Below are 19,396 nucleotides of genomic sequence, written 5' to 3'. Positions count from 1 at the left end.
TTTTACGAGGCTAGTAGACGACAATCATAACGAAAAGGATATAGCGGCATGGAGATTACCGTAACATCTCAGCCAAATTGTGATTTAGTCGCAATCAAGGGACGGATTGATAGCTACACGGCTCCGAGTCTTGCGGATGTACTAAAAAACATCACCGAACAGAATCATTTCCAGATCATCCTGGACCTTGGGGATGTCATGTATGTATCCAGTGCGGGGCTGAGGGTATTGATCGATATTCAAAAAACGTGCAAAAAGATCCATCCGGGGGAAGTCTTGTTGGTTAATGTGCCTCAAAGGGTTTATGATACATTAGAGTTGGCAGGTTTTGTTCCGCTATTCAGATTTTTCCAAGATGTCGATTCAGCCCTCACAGCTTTCTGAAACTGCCAACTTGAATAAATGGCACCATCACCTAAGACTAGCCGAGTTACTAGCGGCACAATATGATTTAATTTCCCTGGAATCCTACTTATCACAGCTTCTCGATCAGGTATACGGATGCAAAATCAGCCTTTGGCTCGATCCAACCTGGGTGAGCAACCTGTCGGGTGAAGATCCGTATAGTCCTCCATATTTTACCAATCAACATACTCCTTTAATGACGAAAGCAAGCGATGAAAAACGAGTAGTCTGGAATGATGAATTCTTGCTTCAGGATGAAACCAGGCCTCTGAATTTTGCTATTCCCTTACTGGATAAAGGACAACTGCTTGGTGCGGTGCAGATACAGGAACATACTCAGCATACAGTCGCTCCTCATGATGTTCAATTCATTATCGATGTGTGTTCTCAATTTGCTCTGGCGATCAGTCGCCTTACATCGTGGACAAAGGCTGAATATATTCACACTTGCATGGACTGGCTGAATATTACGACCCTAATTAGCCGGTCTATATTATCCAATTTAGACCGTGACAGCCTATCCAATAACTGCCTGTCTCTTATCCATCAATATTATGGGCATTCTAGCGTCGGGTTATATCTTCGCCATGGAAATACCCTTAATAGGTTTAAATATATCGGAATATCTCAGGAAAACGTTCTTGAAGAGCAGATCCTTGAAGTTAATGAAGTGCCCGTCCAGTTGGTTTGGTCGATTAACCATCAGTTCCCTATTATCGTCAACGATATGGCTGCCATCCCTGAGCACTCACTCGGTTTCAAATCGCCTGAAGCTGCTGAAATAATCCTACCATTGGTGATTGGCGACCACTGCATGGGTGCCTTGGCTATTTATAGTAATGTTTCAGATGTATTTGGCCCTGAAACGTTGAATGGCTTCCATTTACTGTCCCAGAATATTGCTGTGGCCATCCATAATGCTGACATTCATCAATCAGAGTATGTCAAACGGGCAATATATGAGCGTTTACATCAATCGGTCGGGCGACTGTCTCCAGACATTTCTCTGGAAAGTGTCTCAAAGCTTCTATTTGATGAGCTGGGTAAGGTTCTCACATGGGATGCAGTGGGTATCTGGTTATATAAAATCGCTGAACACCAATCCGATATCGACCTGTTTCGATCAACGTTGCGATTAGCTGATTACCGATTAGCTGAGCAATCTATTCAAACTTCCGCAACTAAAAATATCACAAGCATTGCGGATTTTGAAGATAAGTATGCTGAGCGGACATTTGATGAAGAGGATCTTTTAACCATCTATCCATGGTTAATGGAAATTATCGGTTCGGTCACTCCGGTGATTAAAGACATTGAGGCTGTGCTCGAGCCTTTTGGAGATATCCTTGGTTTTGATGGGGATTATTCAGCCATTGGGTCTCCATTATTTGATGGCTCGGGCCAGGCATTAGGAATGATCCTGGCAGTAAGCCATAAATCTGGTCTATATGATAGTGAATCAAATAGCCTTATCAGATCATTTTCAAATTTTGCCGCGATCGCCCTGGAAAATGCCAGGAATTATACTGCAGCCCATGATCAGGCCTGGATTTCCACGGTTCTTCTCCAGGTTGCTGAAGCTACTCAATCAATCACTAATCTTGATGAACTGCTTGAGACTGTGGTTAGTATGTTGCCCGGGCTGATTAATGCCACAGGGTGTGTAGTCTTCTTATGGGATTCACTCATTGAGGCCTTCTTTGCTCGGGCATCCAGTGGTTTTAGTGAAGATCAGACTGCCAGGTTGATGGCAGTGGAAGTCTTCGAAGGCACTATTCCCGCATTTGATAAGCTAAAGGAAAGCACCAGCCCGGTTATATTCACTGATGAGTCAGTACCAATAGAATTTTCTGCGCAGGTTTTTCCTGAAAAAGATCTCCACAAGGATCTACTGATTTTATTTCCCTTGATATCCCAAAATGGCCTGTGCGGCGCCATGTTGCTTGACTTCAGCGATTCCTCATTCTCCAAGGATTCCCCACAGGATGTTTGGGATGAGGAATTTACCTTGATTGAGGGGGCCGCCCGCCAGACAGCGGCAGCTATTGAAAACCTTCAGTTGATAAAATCTCAAGAGGAAGAAGCCTATACCTCCATTGCCCTGCTTCAAGTAGCTCAAGCTGTGGTCAGTTCGAAGGAGATAAGTGAAATCCTTAGCTCAATTGTCCGCATCACACCCATCCTGGTCGGGGTCAAACGGTGCATCATCTACTTGTGGGATGCGCGGCAACTGGTGTTCCGCCAGTCGGAATATTTTGGTTTTTCCAGGAATGAGCTCGCATTGCTGGGTCAGGTAATCAGAGCGGACGAATTTCCCTTAATCGAAGGTATTCAGATAAGTAAGCAGATAGTCTACCATTCACTCGGCCATGACAGCTCACCAACCAACTGGAATGAGATTGCTTCTGGCGGTTATCAGTATGTGGATACTGTTTCCTCTGAAGATGGTGATGATATTTCCGTTCAGCTGGATAGCCAGTCACTTAGAGTGAGGGAAAAGCTCCTCATCGGTTTCCCCCTAAGTGTGAAGGATGAAGTTTTAGGTGTGATGTTGATTGAAGAAGAAGACCCAATCCGAGGCACGCCGTCTCTGCACATCCGCGAAAAACGCATCGAAATCGTTAAAGGTATTACCCAACAAGCGGCAATTGCTATAAAAAATGATTTATTGCAGCAGGAAGCCGTCAAAAGTGAGCGGATGGAACGTGAGCTTCAGCTGGCTCGCGAGATCCAAATGACTTTTTTGCCCGATCGGTTGCCCGATTTACCGGGATGGGATATCTGCGCTCACTGGCAACCAGCCCGCCAGGTATCCGGAGATTTCTATGATGTTCTGAAACTTGATGGAAATCGAATTGGTCTGGTTATTGCCGATGTAGCTGATAAAGGGATGCCAGCTGCGTTATTTATGACCTTGATAAGGACACTGATCCGCTCAACCGCTAAAGAAAAGCCATCTCCGGCTGCTGTTTTGAAGCAAGTCAATGACCTGTTGTTCCCTGATTCTAAGCACGGCTTGTTTGTAACTGTCTTTTATGGAGTGATTTCTCTCGATACCGGCGAATTTGTTTATGCGAATGCAGGACATAATCCTCCGATCATAATCAATGCCAGGCAGGAAGGGCTCGTTGAGCTGACCCGCACCAGCATCGCATTGGGTATATTTGATGATATCGAAGTTACCGAAAGATACATCCAGATTAATCCCGGTGACCTTGTGTTTTTGTATACGGATGGCATCACCGAAGCTTTTTCGGTTGGCGAAGAGATGTTTGGCACGCAGAGGTTATTCGACCTTTTGTCAAAGCATGGTTTTACAACTTGTGCTGACTTGCTAGAAATGATCGTAGGATCTGTGCTCGAGTTTATCCGGGGAGCAGAAATTTCCGATGATATGACCCTAGCCGCGATTTTTCGAAAAATCGGTTAATTCTTAATTAAAAATAGGACCTTCATCCTTTTATTCAAAAGAATGAGGTCCTATATTTATCCAAAATTACATATTACGGATATGTGTTATTCCAGAACCAATTAAAGGCGAAATATCCGCTAGAGGGGCTTTGCAGTCGTATGGCAATTTGTGTGGAGCCTGCTAAGGATGCTGGGATATTGTAAGTTGCGGTTAGTTTGCCTCCCGAACCTGTGCTCGTACTGCCAACATTTACTCCTCCCACACCTTGAGTGCCATATGCTCCCATATATACTGAGAACGTATCACTGGTTGGGAAGTTGGACCCAGAAATGGTGACCGTGCTGCCTTTAACCACTGCGCTAATCACAAAGGTTGGGAAACCACTATATCCGGGTGTGACCGGACCAGGTGCAGGCGCTGGGGCTGGGGCTGGTGCTGGGGCTGGGGCTGGCTGTGGCTCAGGTGCTGCGGTATTTGCAGTGTTATTCCAAAACCAATTGTAGGCATAATAGCCGGTTGTTGGACTCTGTAATCGAATCGCGATTGGGTTAAAATCCTTTAGCGATGAAGGGATCTTATATGTGACTTCGAATGAGCCTCCTTCACCAGAATTTGTGGTTGCCACAACGACGCCACCCACTCCCATGGTTCCATATTTGCCCATAGTCGCTGTGAAGGCGTCATTGGGAGGAAAATTCTTCGTCAATATCGTGACGGAATCGTTTTTAACCACTGATTTTATTGAGAAAGTTGGAAAGCCGCTATAACCAGGTATCGGCGCTGGTGCTGGTGCTGGAGCTGTTTGGGGATTATTCCAGAACCAATTGTAGGCATAATATCCGCTGGTGGGGCTTTGCAGTCGTATGGCGATCCGTTCATAGCCCGCCAAAGTGGAAGGAATGGAATAAGTTGCGGTGAACGATCCCCCATTGCCTGTGTCGGTGAACCCGACAACGACGCCATTTATTCCAAGGTTGCCATACTGTCCCATAGTGACCCGAAAACTATCGCTGGCTGGGAAATTGTAAGCCTGTATCGTGACAGTTTTATCTTTCACGACTTCCAATATATTAAAATAAGGGTATGATTGGGATGAGTTTGTTGATGCTGAGGCAGGAAAAACAAACGCCAATAATGCGATGATAGTTATAAGGACTGCAAATAATCTTTTCATCGGATATCTCCCTTCTAAATTGTTGGAAAAGCATCAATGTGGATAATTCCTGATTATACTTGCATTACTTCATTTTGTTAAGATTTTTGTTATTTTTTGAACAATCCACACGGTATATGACAGTTCTTCTCTACTGTATGCGCCACATTCATTATAAAAATAAGACCACACTGATGATCCTGGGTCTTATTATATGCCTGGGTTTAGCAGGATGTCAGGCAGCTTACCTCGATCCAGGTACGGATCTCGTAAACTGGAAGTATTCGGATCTCAGGTTATTGGATCCGGTTGATTCTCTCGAACCAAAACAAGACCTGATTGCGCTATATACTCGAAAAATCGATGACTCTTTTCAAATCCGGCTCGATTTTCTAGACCTGGACTCCTACCTGGGAAATGATATTTATATTGCTATAGATACGAATCCGGACAGCAACCAAAACCGCCTGAATTTCAGTAATTATCAAAATCCTGCAGGTTTTAGCTGGGATTATCTGGTCAAAATTAATGACTTCGGCAGGATAAGTGTTATTGACAATAAAAAAACCTCGGTGATAAACCAGAGAATTAATTCAGTATATGACGTTTACCAGGATTGGTTAGTACTAGATTTCATTCATAACCGCATACCTGTTTACCCGGGGTTTACAAAACTCCAAGCCATTGTTACGAAACCTGGCAGTCCACTGGTAGTTGATCAAACCGATCCATTCAATATTGACACCCTCCCACCACCCAAATCAAAAGTACTGTTAGTCTTTTGGAATACTTTCTCCTCCGTAACACCCGCACAGGCATTGAGATCCTGGGCTGGTGCCCATTCCGGGCTGATGAGCAGTCGGCATGGCATGAAATACCTCCTGGATGATGTTGCGCGCACTTACTCTCCAGTATTTTTTTATGATTTTTTATCTCGTGAAAACATATCCGCGCTTGATTATATGGGAAACGATGACGAAGTAACCTTACTAGTTAGTAGAAATATAATAAATAGCATTTTGATCAATAAAGAAAATGAAGAAGTATTTTATTTTGAGGAGGAAGATAAATCTATATTATTTATCGATTATGGCTATGCGCATTATTTTGATTTTCCATATGATTGTCAGCAAACCCATGAATACCGTACCTTTGAAAAATCCGACGCGATTCTTTCTCTTTCATTATCTTGCAAGGTGTTAATGATTTCTACGGCAAATAACCCATCCTCTTCCCTACTTGTATTCGGCGGTGATTTTGCTCTCTCTCCCCTGGGAGACCCGGCTGTAAGTTCCGAGGTTTTCGGTTATATCTCGTCCCATCCTTGGATCCAGGTATTAACTCGGGAAGATTTACTAGCCTACCCTGATATGTTCTCAGCTATTTACGCCCAGTCTGCTGTCACCTCCCCGACACGGATTGCTGATTCTGACCACGAAACGCAGGTTAAGTTAAAAATCGCTGATGCTTTATCTGCTTCGCCCGATAATCGCTTGACTCAGCTTACCCAATCCGTGTTTGATGACCTCAACGGACAGGCTAGACCTGACCTGGCTGTGCTGCGAGCAGGCTATTTAAACCAATTGGGTTTTCTGCTTAAGGCAGCTGAATGGGCTGCTGCACCGCTCCCGATTCAAACCTGCACCCTCGATTTGGATTTCGATGATGCCAGTGAATGTATATTCGCCGATCAGACCAAATTCCTGGTAATTGAGCCTCAAGGTGGTTACATTCCATTTTTCTTCTCGATCGATGCTCAAGGCGTCCATCAAATTATTGGTCCCACCTGGGAATTTGTCGTTGGCTTGAGCGACCCTTCCACCTGGCAACCGAACCTGGGGATTCGGGCTGACTCTGCCCAGATTTTAGGTGCGCTTCAAAACCCATTTTCAGAATGGGAAGACTATACTGCACAGATCGAGAATGACTACATATATCTCATAGACAACCGCGGAGCAATCTCAAGATCCTTTACCCTTACAGCTGATGGGGTAGACATCCAAATCCAAACGCCTCCCAACGCGACTAAAACATTAATTCCTTTGGCTGTTGACCCTTGGACACGTTTTACACCCGATTGGGGGAAATTATATTTCTTAGAAAAAAGTAATCGCAGTTCTACCTGGGGATTGCATTCTGGCATACGAGTGAGAATCTCATCCTCAGTCCCCATAAGCACCTATGCCTTCAATGACACATTTTCGATGATGTCCAAACCAGAGGACCCTAATTTTGACTATTCACCTGGTCATTACCTGCCCTTTCCAATGGCTGTTGTTGAAGTTGATAACTCCGATGAATATTCCATCAGTGTGGATATATTGCCATTGCGTGAACCAGCTACCAGGTAAGCGTCACTTTACTTGACGATGGAATAATTGTATAGTAAACTACCGCACGCAAGGTCCCGTGGTGTAGCGGCCGAACATGCGGCCCTGTCAAGGCCGAGATCGCGGGTTCGAATCCCGTCGGGACCGCAGGAAATGCAGGAAAAGTAAACCTGGAGGAGAATATAAACCTCCAGGCTTTATTTTTAGGTGGGGATTGTAAACAATCTAGGTAGAATAGATTTTTGGCTTTAGTTCTGCAATATAGGGCAGAGTTCGGTAGTGGTCAGCATAATCCAGCCCGTAGCCGACAACCCAGGCATTAGGTATATCGAACCCGAGGTAATCAATGGGTATATCGAGGTTATCTTTGTTTTTCCGCAGTAAAACGCAAGTTTTTAATGACGCAGGATTATGCCACTTTAATACCTGGTATAGATACCGGAGTGTTTTTCCACTATCGGCGATATCTTCTACAATGATTGCATGCTGCCCATCAATTGGCTCGCGCAAGTCCATTATCAACCTTACTGCCCCGGTATTCGCGGTTTTGCCATAACTTGATACCGCCATAAAATCAACAATATGTGGCATCCTGAGCTCTCGGCATAAATCTGCCAAAAAAATGAATGCCCCTTTTAATATACCGATCAAATATATTTGATCGACTTGGGCGTAGTCCTTTGAAATTTGGTCGGCTAGTTCATTTACCCGAGCCTTGATCTGCTCAGACGTGACCAGGATCCGCTCGAGATCATTCTCCATATTCTCCATTTATTTTCTCCAAGTAATTGAATGCCTCAATTATAATCATAACTAATTCTTTCTCTGTTAGGGAAAATCTATGCAACCTAATCCTGTCCTCAACAAACTTGGGTTTTCTGACAATGACCGTTTAGTGATCATCCATACCGACGATATTGGTATGTGCCAGGCATCTGTCCAGGCGTATTCGGAATTATTCGATTTCGGATTGATTTCTTCCGGCGCTACAATGGTGCCTTCGTCATGGTTTCCGGCCGTAGTAGCGTATTGCCGTCAAAATATATCGACTGACATGGGTGTCCACCTGACTCTAACCAGCGAGTGGGATAATTACCGCTGGTCGCCAATTTCTACCTCCGATAAGCGCTCAGGAATGATCGATCCAGCTGGATATTTTTACCACACATCAGAGGAAGCTCAATTATCTGGCGACCCTGAAGCTGTTCGGACCGAGCTGCAAGCCCAGCTCAATCGAGCGCTATCGGCTGGCATCGTTGTCACCCACCTGGATACTCACATGCTAACCGTGGCTCACCCGAAATTTGTTAAGGACTATATCCAATTAGCTCTCCAATCTAAGGTGCCTTTTTTATTTCCAAGGCTAGATGAGGTGAGCTATATCAAGTTAGGATTGGATCAAGATACAGCCGCCTTTGCTGCCAGCTATGTCAAAATTCTAGAAGAACAGGGCATTCCGTTAGTGGATCACACATCTGGGCTCGATCTGGATAAGCCACATAATCGCCTGGATTATGCAAAGCAGACGATGAGCAATCTACAAAGCGGAATTACCCATTTTGTGATACACCCCTCTGTCAAAACCCCTGAGCTGACTGCGATCACCCCAGATTGGCATAGTCGCGTAGCTGATTATTTGACCTTCATGTCTGAGGAATTACGCCAACATTTAAATAAGGAAGGTATTCACGTCATCGGATATAGAGCATTAAAAGAATTGATCGACTAGTCACGATTTAGTCTTTGAATTTATTATTTCTTGCGATTTGTGGTTTTCGCGTTCCAAACCGATCTTTATCGGCACTGAATATTGCCTGATGAATGTATTAAGGAAGTTGTGAATCGTTATGGACATCAGCAGAATTTTCTATGTATTACGAGCGCTTCGCTTATCTGGGATTTCGCGAACCTTGCAAAACACTATTATTCGTGACCACAATGAACGTTTGGCAACAAATAATAATTCAACGGAAACATCAGTAAAGCCTGGTACTTTAATAGAATATGACAAAATTCCTGGCGGATTTATTTTCAAATTTGAAAACGCAAACCTGGAAGTTGTTTTCCTCACCGAGGAGATGATCCGAATAACCTGGGGACCAGGTAAGCCTTCTTATCCTTATACGATAAACCGAACGGAATGGAATTTTGTTGATGCTGAGCTGACTGCAGGTAGTTCGGATAGATTCACTCTGCGAGGGAATAATTTGCAGGTAATGCTTGGTGAGGCGGGGAATGTCATTTTTGGAGATCGAAATGATAAGATATTAAAACAGGACAATGCACCCATTCGTTGTGGAGAAACGTGGAAGGTATCCACCAATCTCTCCCCTGATGAACACATTTATGGCTTGGGTGAGCGTTCCAGCTCAATCAATCTCCGTCCTGGTCGTTATACCTCATGGAACACCGATGCCGGCGGAACCTACACCCGAGGCAGCGATCCTCTCTATATCGGTACACCGATTTATCTAAGCATCTCTCCTTCAGGCAGCCATCTGGTGTATTTTGAAAATTCATACCGCTCCACATTTGAAATTGGTGAGACACTTGAGGCTTCATTTTCAGGCGGTGAGCTCAGGTACTACGTGATCACTGGTTCATTGTCCACGATCTACACTCAGCTTGGTGACCTTATTGGCCGTCCATTCCTACCACCGAAATGGTCGCTTGGTTATCACCAATGCCGTTGGGGTTACCATACGGAAGAAGATATCAGGCAGGTGATCAAAGGTTTTGAAACCCATGATCTGCCAATCTCTGCTATCCACCTTGACATCGATTATATGGATGGCTTCAAAGTATTTACCGTCGACAAATCCCACTTTCCTGAACTGAAAAACCTGACAACTGAGCTTGATCATCAAGGGATCAAAGTTGTTGCCAGTATCAACCCGGCGGTGAAACGCGATGCTGGGTATGATATCTACGCAGTTGGCTTATCCAGGGATGTATATTGCAAGTTACCCAATGGGAAAACAATGAATGGTGTATCGTGGCCTGGCTGGTCAGTCTTCCCAGACTTCACGAACGCAGAAACCCGGCAATGGTGGATGAGCTTATACAAGCGGTTGTTCGATCAGGGAATATCCGGTATCTGGCATGACATGAATGAGCCGTCTTCGTTTACCGCTTGGGGAGATAAATCCTTCCCGATCACAACTCGCCACGCCATGGAAGGATGTGGTGGTGACCACCTCGAAGCCCATAATATCTATGGATTGCTGATGAACCAATCTGGTTTTGAGGCCTTTCGAAAACTCACCTCTGAAAAAAGACCGTGGATCTTTTCAAGGTCTGGTTGGGCTGGCCTTCAAAAGTATGCCTGGAATTGGACCGGCGATGTTGAAACTTCCTGGGAAGCCCTCCAGGTAACCATCCCCATGCTCCTTGGGCTTGGCCTTTCCGGGCATATTTTCTCAGGTGTGGATATCGGCGGATTCAGTGGCAACCCCGATGCTGAGCTATACCAACGCTGGTTCCAATTGGGTGCCTTTTTACCCCTTTTTCGAACTCATTCGGCGGTAGGGACAGAACCCAGAGAGCCCTGGTCTTTCGGTGAGCCGACAACGAGTATTGTGCGGAAGTTCGCCAAACTGCGCTACCAATTGCTCCCGTATTACTATACCCTGGCATGGGAATCACACCAAACTAGTTTGCCATTGTTACGGCCATTATTCTGGAATGATCAAGAAAATCAATCCTCCTGGGATATTGAAGACGAGTTCATGCTGGGTGATGCGCTATTGATTGCCCCGATAGTGCATCCAGGTGAAATCAGCCGGAAAGTAGTGTTGCCTGCCGGGTTGTGGTACTCCTATTGGGACGATCAACAACATCAAGGTCCTTGCCAGGTCGAAATTCACACAACCCCTGATACGATTCCGATTTTCGTAAAAGGTGGAAGTGTGCTTCCGACTCAAGAAGGAAATTCACTTATCTTCCATGTTTATCCCGGGCTTGATGAACCGTCGATTAGCCATATCTATCATGATGAAGGCGATGGCTATGGAAATAATCGCATCGATAAATTTTATTTAGATAACCAAAAAGGAAGATTTCGAATTATCTGGGATAGCAAGGGCGAGTATCGTTTAGATTATTCAAAGATTAGTTGGAATTTTCATGGTGTCAATAATGACTATGCGCAAATTGATGGTAAAAAGATTGAGATTGTCAATCATGAGCTCACCACGCAATTATTTAATACTTTAGAGCTAAATATTTTAAGAGCTTCAATTCATCCGCTGGATCAAAAATCCCTTTAGATAGGCCCCCTCTGGGAAATTGATAGCTACTGGGTGGTCCACTGCCTGGTGCAGACGTTTTAGGATGACGGCATTAATTCCAGCATCAAGTGTCGCTCCAGCGATGATTTTCTGAAATAACTCTTCCCCCACCCCACCGGAGCAGGAGAAGGTGAGTAGATAGCCACCAGGTACCAGCATTTTCAGGGCTAGTAAATTAATGTCCTTGTATCCACGTGCGGCTTTCTCCGCCTGGGAAGCGGTTGGCGCAAATTTCGGTGGATCCAGGATGATCAGGTCAAAAACCTCTCCCTTGTCTCGTAAATATCGCAGGTACTTGAACACATCCTGTTCGATGAATGTTACCTTCCGAAGATCCAGGCTGTTCAATTCAACATTTCGAGCCGCTATCTCAAGCGCTTCCTTTGATGAATCGACCGTGGTGACATGTTTCGCATTACCAGCTAAGGCGTTAACTGTGAAACCACCGGTGTAAGAAAAACAATCCAGGATTTTTCTATCCGTGCTTATCTGTCTGGTTAATAATCTATTCTCGCGCTGATCAAGGTAAAATCCCGTTTTATGCCCTTTGCTTACATCGACTAAGAATTGTAGCCCGTTTTCAACAATCGTTACCGGCTCACCTTTCACCATTCCATACAATAAACCCGTTTTTAATGGCAGACCTTCTAACTGCCTCACGTCGACGTCTGACCGCTCATATAACACTCGGCAATTGGTTAGGTGCACGATTTCCTTGATAATGCATTCACGCCAAAATTCGGCCCCAGCAGTCAGGAATTGGACTACAAGTGTCTCGCCATATTTATCCAGGACCAGTCCAGGAATCCCATCCGATTCTCCATGGACTAGCCGCATCGCATTCGAATGGATCAGCTCGGAATTCAACTCACGCAGGTGAATGGCCTGGGCAAGACGCTGCTTGAAAAAATCAGGTGTGATCTCTTCATCCATATTCCAGGTCCAAACACGGCAGGCTATTTGAGAAAGAGGATTATAGGCAGCTATTGCCAGAAACTCACCTTTAGCCGATAATAATTTCACACTTTCGCCTGGATTTGGCTTGCCATTCACCATGCTGATTGCCCCAGAGAAAATCCACGGATGATGGCGCAAGAGCGATTTCTCCCTGCCAGCCTTAAGGATGATTTCTGCCATTGGTAAGTTATTCATCTACACTGGTTATCTCGTTTACTACCATCATTGATTGATCAGCTGCTTAAAGTTTTCGATATCAATGATATTAACACCGAGTTTTTTTGCCTTATCCAGTTTTGAACCCGGCTGTTCGCCAACCAGTACATAACTCGTATTCTTGCTGACTGAATCAGTTACTTTACCACCATTCTTTGTAATGAGATCCTTTAGCTCATCGCGTGTATAACCTTCAATCGTACCAGTGATCACAAAAATAAGCTCAGAAAGCGGTAGGTTTTGCGTGTCCTTTCGTTCCACAGGCTGTTCGGTAGGCCACACACCAGCCTGATGTAATTTCTCCAACACTTGGCGGTTGGTCTTACGTTTGAACCAATCTGTAATTGCCAAGGCGATATTTGGGCCAACCCCTTCGATCTTCTGCAGGTCACTCAGGCTTGCGTGCGACAACATGCTTAGATCCAGGAAATGCTGGGCAAGCTCAACCGCCATTACCTCCCCCACCCCATGTATCCCGAGGGCATTGATCACCCGGTTCAAAGGCTGGCTTTTCGAGGCTTGAATGGAAGCCAGGAGATTATCAGCTTTTTTCGTGGCGAATCCCTCCAGGGCAAGGAGCTTTGCGTTATTTAATGAATAGATGTCAGCGACGTCCTTCACAAGACTCGCATCAACAAGCTGCTCTACAATTTTATGTCCCATGCCAACAATATCCATTGCGCCTCTGGAGGCGAAATGTTCAAGGTTACGAATCAGCTGTGCCGGGCAGGCAATATTGACGCAGTACCAGGCTACCTCACCTTCGAAATGCTCTACAGGCTGCCTGCAGGTCGGGCAGGCGCGTGGAGGATCAAATACGACTTCAGTCCCATCACGCACGTCGCTGATAGGCCCAATCACATAAGGTATTACATCTCCAGCCCTCTTTAATGCAACCCGATCACCGATGCGGATATCCTTATCGCGGATGTAATCGAAATTATGTAACGTGGCTTGCCTGACGACAACTCCTCCCACTTCAACCGCTTGAAGGATCGCGTATGGCGTTAGCACTCCGGTCCGACCAACATTAACCCCGATATCAAGCAGCTTCGTGGTCACTTCACGGGCAGGGAATTTATATGCGATCGCCCCACGCGGGTCCTTCCCAACCACTCCGAGTTTCTCAGACAAGGCCAGGTCATTAAGTTTGATAACCGCACCATCAGCTTCATAGGCAAACTGATCACGTTGATCACATATGTGGCTATACGCAATGATAGCATCTTCTAAGGTCTTACAATAAAATGATTGTGGAACGGGAAATCCTAAGGTGTTGAGATATTCCAGGCGCTCTTTTTGCGTCATTGGTATATCCCCATTCGCAGCGACGATGGCGTAGATCAGCATGCTTAATGGGCGTCGAGCAGTTAATCCCGGGTCCAGCTGGCGTAAAGAACCGGCAGCCGTATTTCGCGGGTTTTGATACGTGGCTTCTCCAGCTTCCTCAAGCCTTTTATTCAGCTTTTCGAAATCCTTTACCGTAATAAACGCTTCACCCCTGACTACCAGTTCCGACGGAGGAATGGATCCATTTGGCAGCACAGGTATCTTCAGCGGTAACACACGCATCGTTCTTAAATTCTCGGTGATATCCTCTCCAATCATTCCATCCCCCCGGGTGGCTCCCTGGACGAATATACCGTTATGATAATGCAACACAATGGTTAAGCCATCGATTTTTGGCTCAACCAGAAAATCAGTCGTGCGTACAGTCGAATCCAGTCGGCCAATCCGGTCAAACCAGGCACGTACATCAGTATCGGTAAATGCATTAGCCAGGCTCAAGATCGGACTGGGGTGTCTTACCTTTACAAATTTATCTAAAGGTTTTGCTCCGGCTCTCTGGGAAGGTGAATCAGGTGTAATCCAATCCGGATGTTCTGCCTCGATCTTTCGAAGACCTTTCACCAGTTGGTCATATTCATAATCGCTGATCACCGGCGAGTCAAGAACATGATAACGGTAATCATGAAAGTTTATTTCTTTCTTTAATTTTTCAAGCTTTTGTCGTTCTTCTGGTTCAGTCATTTTCGTTTCCCTCTCAGTAATTATAGCCTGCTCTGAACCTATTTTCCGGTTTTTATATTTTGATGGAAGTTAAATAATATGCTCTATTAAATAAATGAAAATCCGCCAAGATTATTCCTGGCGGATAGTAAACCCTTGTTTCTGAGGTTTTCTACCAGTTATACACTCCATCCAGATCTTCATCAGATACATCAAAAACAGAATTATTGGGTGGCAATGGCTCGCGAGTCATCCATTCAGGCAGGCGGTCGTCCGCACTGGTAAATCCTGCCAGGCGGTTAAATTCGTGTTCCCATTTCAATGATTCACGACCCAGCACCTGTAAAAAATCGGAGCCAACATTCCACCCATAGCGCGCATTGATCAGATCTCGTATCGAATCTGGCGCAGCGGTAAATCCAGAACCGGTGAAAATACAGGCACCAAGTGAATCATAACCAGCCATATTGATTTGCATGGGTCGTGATAAATCAGCTTGAATTGCCGGGTCCAGGTGATCGACTTTTGCTCGTATGGTCAATCCACTGGTATGATCCGCTCCTTGAGGTGATGTAGCATAGGTAACGCCAGTGCCTTTAATGGCGCGCGGTTCGTAAGACGACATCGCTTGCCCCTTCACAGCCGGCACCTGCTCAACCCCGAGCACTTTCCCAGTTATGGTCGCACCGCTGCCCAATAACCGGCCTAAAGGAGTATTGAGCTTGATCTCGTCAAGTAGTCGATGCGCTTGTTCTACATCTCCAAAATTCATCAATCCAGCCTTGGCTGCCACACCCAGAGCTGCACCAATTTCAATCGAATCCAAGCCCAGGTCATTTACCATCCAATTCAACCTGGCAATCTCATCCAGGTTGCTGATCCCAAGGTTTGATCCCATTAATCCGATGGTTTCGTATTCCAATGGTGCGACAATGGTTTCGCCATGTTCATCAGCAAAGTTATTCGAGCAACGAATCGTACAACCTGGCATGCATGCGTGGGTTGGAACACCTCGTCCGCCACGGCTTAAGATCAGATCACGCATGTACTCACCGCTAATCGTCTCGACATCTTCAAACGTCCCTTCAGAAAAATTACGGGTGGGAATACCGCCAAATCCTTGCGCCATGCGTGCCATGGCAGCTGTGCCGTAATCCCTATACACTGCTGTCTGTGGCGTACCCATCAAGGTCTGGGTGAAAACCTTTTGAGCTTGTTTATAAGCATCAGGATCTATCAGCGGTGGTTTTTGTCCTTGCCGGGCATCGATCACCACAGCTTTGATTTTCTTCGAGCCCATGACTGCTCCCAACCCACCGCGCGCGGCGATCCGTGATGGTATATTCTCCTTATCAAAATTTTGGATGCCGGATGCAGCAAGCTGCATTTCACCACCTGGGCCGATGATTGCCGCTGCAACTTTTCCCCCATACCACGCCACGATTTTCTGACCGCAATCATAAACCCCACAACCAACCAGGTTGTCAGCAGGCTCAAACCTAATCCCCTCATGATCGACAAATAGAATACTCCACTCGTTATTGTCAGGCTTATCTTCGATCAGGATCGCCTTTATACCCAATAACGCCATTTGTAACCCAGTCGTGCCACCAGCATTCGCTTCTTTTACCCCTCCAGTAAGGGGGCTTTTCCCTCCCACAGAAATGCGATCACAGCTGGACAACATGTGCCCTACCAGCAAGCCTGGTGTGAAAATTAGCTTGTTCAATGGTCCAAGCGGTTCACAGGTTGCCTTGACTTCATCTACCAGGATCTTGGCAATGAGAGCTCGACCACCCAGCTTTTCCCATGCTTCTGGGACGGGTTCGCAGGCTATCTGCCGTGTCCGGCTGTTAATTCTCCAAACCTTCTGTGTACTAAAATTCGTGCTCTTTTCAACCATTTAGTGCTCCTGATTATTGATTCAACAAATTTTCTACTGCATTACGGAATACTTGCGTATGATAATCGACATCATCTCTGGTAGTGTCGGGGGCGATCAAAGCCATGTTATGAAATGGGGTCATTAATATCCCCTGGTTGAGTGAATAAAGGTGCATATAGCGATCCAACTCACTATCGATGGCATCAAACGCCTCTCTACCATTCCTGGGAGGCTTTTCACGAAACCAGTATTCGCTACGGCACCCCAACCTTTTTACGATCCATGGGAGGTGTTTCTCATCGATCACAGACTGAACACCATTTGCAAAGTGAACAGCCAATCCGATAGCCCTTTCATAAGCAGCTTCTGTTAATACGTACTCAAGGGTAGCTCGCATGGCCGCGATCGATAGGGCATTGCCAGCCAGTGTACCACCAATCCCTCCCACATCAGAATCTTCCAGGCTCAACCTGGCAGCAAATCGGTCAGCCACCTCCTGGGAAAATCCGTATACGGCTGCAGGCACACCCCCAGCCAGCGGTTTCCCTAAAGTGAACATGTCGGGCTCTAATTTATATGCGCCGGTATAGCCGCGTGGTCCAGTGCAAATGGAATGCGTCTCATCAATAATCAATAAAGTGCCAGTCCGGCGTGTGATCTCTCTGAGAGCTGCATGGTATCCCGGATCTGGATGAATGATGCCGATGTTCGTCATCGCTGGTTCTGCCAGCACGCAAGCCACGTCTCCCGGAGCTAATGCGCTTTCGAGCGCTTCAATATCATTGAACTCAATCACCTTGGTGGTCTCAGCTGGATTGACAGGTGGACCCAGGTTTCCTCTGCGTGGTCCAACTCCTTTATCACCAATTGTGATAAATGTCTCATCCACCGAGCCATGGTAACAGTAGTTGTAAACGAGGATATACTTTCGCTGGGTGACTTCGCGTGCCATGCGGATGGCAAACCGATTGGCATCCGTGGCGGTGAGGGTGAACTGCCAGTAAGGCAATCCGAAACGCCTTTGAAGTTCTTCTCCCACCCAAATCACATCTTCTGTGGGGAGCATGTAGGTGATCCCTTTTCCCACCTGCTTCGTAATCGCTTCAACTGTTTTATCAGGAGCATGCCCCGTCATTGCACCTGTATCCCCCAGGCAGAAATCGATATACCTGTTCCCATCGACATCTGTAAAATGTGCCCCTTTACCTTCATCGACGAAAATCGGGAAAGTTCCGGCCCAGCGGATCATCCAAAGCATGGGCACTCCACCATGCAAGCTTTTCCGGGCGCGTTTATAGAGCTGATATGATTTTTGATGCGTCTCATGAAAGCGTAATTCTTCTGCTTTAAGCAGCTTCTCCATGTGCGCACGCGCAATATTTACCATATTTTATCCTTGCGATAAGGACTGATTATTTTACGACCGTTTTCAACACGTCTGCGAAGATATCGACTGCTTCTTCGATTTGCTTCTCAGTCACCACCAGAGGTGGTATCCAGCGTATGACATTGTCGAACGAGCCACAAGCCAAAAGCATCAGTTTCCGGTCGAAGCAAGCCTGGATGACTGCTTTTGTGGTAGCTTTATCTGGTTTCCTGTCAGGAGTTCTGAATTCTACTCCGATCATCAAACCCAAGCCGCGCACATCTCCAATAACCGGATAATCCAACTGCAAACGACGCAAGTGATTGATCAATTGTGCGCCGCGTACCTGGGCATTTTCAGGCATTTTCTCATCTCGCATCGCTCGAATGGTTGCCACACCAGCTGCACACGCAATGGCATTACCACCATAGGTTCCGCCATGGGTTCCCGTCTGCCACTTTTTCATTAGTTCCAACCGGCTGAACACACCCGAGAGAGGCATCCCTGAAGCAATACCCTTGGCTACGGTCATGATATCCGGGGTCACATTGAAATGTTCCTGAGCAAACCACTTACCTGTCCGTCCAAAACCGGATTGAATTTCATCGATAATCAACATGATGCCATACTTATCACAAATCTCACGCAGGCTACTTAAAAATCCTGCCGGCGGCACAACATATCCACCTTCACCCAGCACCGGTTCGATCAGGATCGCAGCAGTTTCCTGAGGTGCGGTCTGCGAGAAGAAAAGGAAGTCAAGCTCATCCAGGCACCACTGTGTGGTCTGCTCATCAGACCATCCATATTTATAGCTGTAAGGGTATGGCGCTACAAATACGCCAGCCATCAGTGGCTGGTATCCTGCCCGATATACGGTTTTGGATGTGGTCAGGCTCATCGTTCCAACGGTTCGCCCATGGAAACTTCCCTGGAACACGATGATATTTGTCCGACCAGTGGCGTGCCTGGCCAGTTTTACTGCACCCTCTACTGCCTCAGCGCCAGAGTTGGTGAAGAAATAACCATCAATGACAGGATTTACAACGGTTTTCAGCTCAGCCACCAGTTCAAGCATGGGTTTATGCAGCACGATGTTTGCCTGGCCGTGAATTAATAGTCCAGCTTGTTTGCGAATAGCTTCAACTACCTGCGGGTGGCAATGCCCAGTGTTCGTTACCGCAATACCGCAGGTAAAATCAAGGTAGCGGTTGCCGTGGACATCATATAAATAGCTGCCCTCACCATGGTCAACTTCTATAGAGAATATCCGTGACCAGACTGGCGATAAATTTGACTTGCTCTCTTCAATATTTTCCATTGCTAATTCCTTTTATGTTAATCATAAATCCTGCCCGCTCAGTTAGCAGGCA

General features: G+C 46.1%; 11 protein-coding genes and 1 tRNA gene. 6 read left to right on the top strand and 6 right to left on the bottom strand.

Annotation, left to right across the window (positions count from 1 at the left end; all coding sequences use genetic code 11):
- The first annotated feature begins 48 nt into the window (after positions 1-48).
- From C3F13_10160 to C3F13_10145, 4 genes are all read left to right on the top strand, one after another.
- Positions 49-384 (top strand): anti-sigma factor antagonist, encoded by a 336-nt coding sequence (locus tag C3F13_10160; protein ID PWB52977.1) that lies wholly within the window; start codon positions 49-51, stop codon positions 382-384.
- Positions 356-3,835 carry a hypothetical protein gene (locus tag C3F13_10155; GenBank protein PWB52976.1) on the top strand — a complete coding sequence of 1,160 codons (3,480 nt, stop codon included), beginning with the start codon at positions 356-358 and terminating at the stop codon, positions 3,833-3,835. Before C3F13_10160 ends, C3F13_10155 begins: the two co-directional genes overlap by 29 nt.
- 1,293 nt (positions 3,836-5,128) lie before the next feature.
- Positions 5,129-7,321, top strand: a complete 2,193-nt coding sequence (locus tag C3F13_10150) for a hypothetical protein (protein ID PWB52975.1) — start codon at positions 5,129-5,131, stop codon at positions 7,319-7,321.
- A gap of 52 nt (positions 7,322-7,373) precedes the next feature.
- Positions 7,374-7,447, top strand: a tRNA-Asp gene (locus C3F13_10145).
- Positions 7,448-7,525: 78 nt separating this feature from the next.
- On the opposite strand, the gene hpt is transcribed toward C3F13_10145, so the two are convergent.
- Complete coding sequence (hpt, locus tag C3F13_10140) at positions 7,526-8,062, bottom strand: hypoxanthine phosphoribosyltransferase (GenBank protein ID PWB53098.1); 537 nt, start codon at positions 8,060-8,062, stop codon at positions 7,526-7,528.
- Between the two features lie 79 nt (positions 8,063-8,141).
- Here hpt and C3F13_10135 point away from each other — a divergent pair, with 79 nt between their 5' ends.
- Complete coding sequence (locus tag C3F13_10135; GenBank protein PWB52974.1) at positions 8,142-9,029, top strand: hypothetical protein; 888 nt, start codon at positions 8,142-8,144, stop codon at positions 9,027-9,029.
- Between the two features lie 118 nt (positions 9,030-9,147).
- On the top strand, positions 9,148-11,568 hold the full coding sequence (locus C3F13_10130; GenBank protein ID PWB52973.1) for an alpha-glucosidase: 2,421 nt from the start codon (positions 9,148-9,150) through the stop codon (positions 11,566-11,568).
- Here the strand turns inward: C3F13_10130 and C3F13_10125 are convergent.
- From C3F13_10125 to C3F13_10105, 5 genes are all read right to left on the bottom strand, one after another.
- A complete protein-coding gene (locus tag C3F13_10125) occupies positions 11,536-12,726 on the bottom strand; it encodes a 23S rRNA (cytosine(1962)-C(5))-methyltransferase RlmI (protein PWB53097.1) in 1,191 nt (396 codons plus the stop codon). The two genes, C3F13_10130 and C3F13_10125, sit on opposite strands and share 33 nt — an antisense overlap.
- A 42-nt stretch (positions 12,727-12,768) precedes the next feature.
- Complete coding sequence (locus C3F13_10120; GenBank protein PWB52972.1) at positions 12,769-14,793, bottom strand: DNA ligase (NAD(+)) LigA; 2,025 nt, start codon at positions 14,791-14,793, stop codon at positions 12,769-12,771.
- 151 nt (positions 14,794-14,944) lie between these two features.
- Positions 14,945-16,675: an aldehyde ferredoxin oxidoreductase gene (locus C3F13_10115; protein ID PWB52971.1), complete on the bottom strand. Its 1,731-nt coding sequence runs from the start codon at positions 16,673-16,675 to the stop codon at positions 14,945-14,947.
- Between the two features lie 13 nt (positions 16,676-16,688).
- Entirely contained in the window at positions 16,689-18,044 is a 1,356-nt protein-coding gene (locus C3F13_10110; GenBank protein ID PWB52970.1) for an aspartate aminotransferase family protein, read from the bottom strand.
- Between the two features lie 25 nt (positions 18,045-18,069).
- Complete coding sequence (locus C3F13_10105; GenBank protein ID PWB52969.1) at positions 18,070-19,344, bottom strand: aspartate aminotransferase family protein; 1,275 nt, start codon at positions 19,342-19,344, stop codon at positions 18,070-18,072.
- Positions 19,345-19,396 lie beyond the last annotated feature (52 nt).

This window comes from Anaerolineales bacterium (genome assembly GCA_003105035.1).
In the GTDB taxonomy this organism is placed as follows: Bacteria; Chloroflexota; Anaerolineae; order Anaerolineales; family UBA4823; genus FEB-25.
The sequence above is the reverse complement of the archived record's forward strand: the minus strand, read 5'-3'. Positions and strand labels throughout refer to the sequence as shown.

What these genes read in the sequence shown, in the direction of transcription:
- hpt (PWB53098.1), bottom strand. Translation starts at nt 8,062, where the DNA reads ATGGAGAATGATCTCGAGCGGATCCTGGTCACGTCTGAGCAGATCAAG.
- C3F13_10150 (PWB52975.1), top strand. Translation starts at nt 5,129, where the DNA reads ATGCGCCACATTCATTATAAAAATAAGACCACACTGATGATCCTGGGT.
- C3F13_10135 (PWB52974.1), top strand. Translation starts at nt 8,142, where the DNA reads ATGCAACCTAATCCTGTCCTCAACAAACTTGGGTTTTCTGACAATGAC.
- C3F13_10125 (PWB53097.1), bottom strand. Translation starts at nt 12,726, where the DNA reads ATGGCAGAAATCATCCTTAAGGCTGGCAGGGAGAAATCGCTCTTGCGC.
- C3F13_10115 (PWB52971.1), bottom strand. Translation starts at nt 16,675, where the DNA reads ATGGTTGAAAAGAGCACGAATTTTAGTACACAGAAGGTTTGGAGAATT.
- C3F13_10110 (PWB52970.1), bottom strand. Translation starts at nt 18,044, where the DNA reads ATGGTAAATATTGCGCGTGCGCACATGGAGAAGCTGCTTAAAGCAGAA.
- C3F13_10130 (PWB52973.1), top strand. Translation starts at nt 9,148, where the DNA reads ATGGACATCAGCAGAATTTTCTATGTATTACGAGCGCTTCGCTTATCT.
- C3F13_10105 (PWB52969.1), bottom strand. Translation starts at nt 19,344, where the DNA reads ATGGAAAATATTGAAGAGAGCAAGTCAAATTTATCGCCAGTCTGGTCA.
- C3F13_10160 (PWB52977.1), top strand. Translation starts at nt 49, where the DNA reads ATGGAGATTACCGTAACATCTCAGCCAAATTGTGATTTAGTCGCAATC.
- C3F13_10155 (PWB52976.1), top strand. Translation starts at nt 356, where the DNA reads ATGTCGATTCAGCCCTCACAGCTTTCTGAAACTGCCAACTTGAATAAA.
- C3F13_10120 (PWB52972.1), bottom strand. Translation starts at nt 14,793, where the DNA reads ATGACTGAACCAGAAGAACGACAAAAGCTTGAAAAATTAAAGAAAGAA.